At 64.1% G+C, this 2,344-nt stretch carries 3 protein-coding genes; 2 read left to right on the forward strand and 1 reads right to left on the reverse strand.

Annotation, left to right across the window (positions count from 1 at the left end; genetic code table 11):
- The coding region (locus VFL62_RS05660) for a M23 family metallopeptidase (RefSeq protein ID WP_325171393.1) at positions 1-1,221 on the forward strand (1,221 nt) is incomplete at its 5' end.
- A gap of 119 nt (positions 1,222-1,340) precedes the next feature.
- Complete coding sequence (locus VFL62_RS05665; RefSeq protein WP_325171394.1) at positions 1,341-1,718, forward strand: hypothetical protein; 378 nt, start codon at positions 1,341-1,343, stop codon at positions 1,716-1,718.
- Here the strand turns inward: VFL62_RS05665 and VFL62_RS05670 are convergent.
- Positions 1,690-2,344, reverse strand: a 655-nt coding sequence (locus VFL62_RS05670; RefSeq protein ID WP_325171395.1) for an AAA family ATPase, incomplete at its 5' end; no start/stop codon positions are given. The genes VFL62_RS05665 and VFL62_RS05670 overlap by 29 nt on opposite strands.

Here is a 2,344-nt window from a genome sequence, read left to right on the forward strand (position 1 = left end):
GAAGGCGACACCGACCCGTATCTCGGCTTCGAGGCGCGCGTCGTTCCCGAGAACATCACGCTCCTGCCCAAGGCGAGCGGCAACGCCGAGTGGAGCGAGCATCTGGTCATCGTCAAAAAGAGCGAGACCGTCGGCTCGATCCTGCGCGAACTCGGTTGCGCGCCCGACGAGATCAAGAACGTGCTGGCGGTGCTCGGCTCGCGCGGACGCGAAGGCGGCGTGAAGGAAGGCCAGAAGCTGCGCGTGCTCACCGCAGCGGCCGGCCCCGGTCGCATGCAGCCGCTGCGGCTCATCATCTCCGGCGACAGCGGCATCGAGGCGGCGGTTGCGCTTTCCGACACCGGCCGCTACGTGCCGGTCGACATCCGCAACGTCGATGCCGGCACGGGCGAAGGCGCCGAGGAGGCTACCGAAGACGATGGCAGCGGGGTGCGGCTTTATCAGAGCATCTACGAGACTGCGCTGCGCAACAACGTACCGAGCGCGGTGATCGAGGAGATAATCCGCATCTATTCCTACGATGTGGACTTCCAGCGCAAAGTTCAGTCCGGCGACTCGCTCGACGTTCTGTTTTCGGACGACGAGAACAACGAGGCGCGCAGCGAGGTACGCTACGTCTCGCTGACGCTCGGCGGCGAAACCAAGCGCTACTATCACTACCAGACGTCGGACGACGGCACGTACGACTATTACGACGAGACCGGCAAAAGCGCGAAGAAGTTCCTGGTGCGCAAGCCGGTCGCGATCGGCATCATGCGATCGGGCTTCGGCGAGCGTAATCACCCGCTGTTGCACTATATGAAGTCGCACACCGGCGTCGACTGGGCGGCGCCGTTCGGCACGCCGATCTTCGCCGCCGGCAACGGCAGCATCGACGAGATCGGCGTCAAAGGCGGCTACGGCAAATATGTCCGCATCCGCCATGCCAACGGCTATCAGACCGCCTATGGCCACATGACGGCGTTCGCGCGCGGGCTCAATGTCGGCAGCCGCGTGCGCCAGGGCCAGGTCATCGGCTTCGTCGGCTCGACCGGCCTGTCGACCGGCGCGCACGTGCATTTCGAGATCCTCATCAACGATCGCTTCGTGAATCCGATGACGGTGAAGCTGCCGCGCGGGCGCGTGCTTGAAGGACCATCGCTCGCCATGTTCGAGAAGTCGCGCGAGCAACTCGACTCGGTGTTGACCCATGCGCCCGGACGCGTCGCGCAGGCGCGATAGCCCACCCGTCGAGTCCCCTCCGCGCGGCGAAGCGGCCCGCCAAAACAATCCTCCTTCATGATAGCTTCGCGTAGTTTCGGCATTGCCTGCCGCGGACATGAATTGAGCCGGAGGCGTCGGTGACACAAAGCTCGGCCGTTAACGACCGCATCGAGGTGCGCTCGAGCCGCCTGTGGGCGCTGGTGCACTTCAACATGACGCTGTGGGTGTTTCCGGCCCGCATGGTCGCCGATCATGTCGGCGTATCGAACAATGTGGTGCTGTTCTGGCTGACGCCGTGGCGGCGCACCGACGAGCACCTGCCGCTGTCGCACATCGCCGAAGTGACCCACACGCGCGGCCTGATCTGGGACCAGATCAGCGTGGAAAGCTCGGGCGGACTGAACCCGCTGGTGATTTCGGGCCTGCCCAAGGGACAGGCCCGCTACTTTGTCGAACACGTGCGCGAGCGGCTCAACGAAACGCCGGTCACGCCGCCGCAGCAAGCTCGCCGTTGAATTTCAGCCCCTGCTTGCTGGCGCTGATCACCACCGTCTCGCCGTCCTTGATACGCCCGGACAGGATCATCTCCGCCAGCGGATCCTGCACCGATTTCTGGATCACGCGTTTGAGCGGTCGCGCCCCATAGGCGGGATCCCAGCCCTTTTCAGCGAGCCAATCGCGCGCCGAGGTCTCGAGCTTGATGACGATCTTGCGATCGTCCAAGAGCCGCGCCAGGCGCTTGATCTGGATGTCGACGATGCGGGTCATGTCGGCCTTCTGCAGCCGGTGGAACAGAATGATCTCGTCCACGCGGTTGAGGAATTCCGGCCGGAAGCTTGCCCGCACGATCGCCATGACCTGATCGCGCACCGCGTCGGTATCCTGGCCCTCGGGCTGATTGACCAGAATCTCGGCGCCGAGATTGGAAGTCATCACGATCAAGGTGTTGCGGAAGTCGACGGTGCGGCCCTGGCCATCCGTCAGGCGGCCGTCATCGAGCACCTGCAGGAGGACGTTGAACACGTCCGGATGCGCCTTCTCGATTTCATCGAACAGAATGACAGCATAGGGATGGCGGCGAACTTGCTCGGTGAGCTGACCGCCTTCCTCGTAGCCGACGTATCCCGGCGGCGCGCCGATC

Origin of the sequence: Bradyrhizobium sp. (genome assembly GCF_035701725.1) — a bacterium.
Taxonomy (GTDB): Bacteria; Pseudomonadota; Alphaproteobacteria; order Rhizobiales; family Xanthobacteraceae; genus Bradyrhizobium.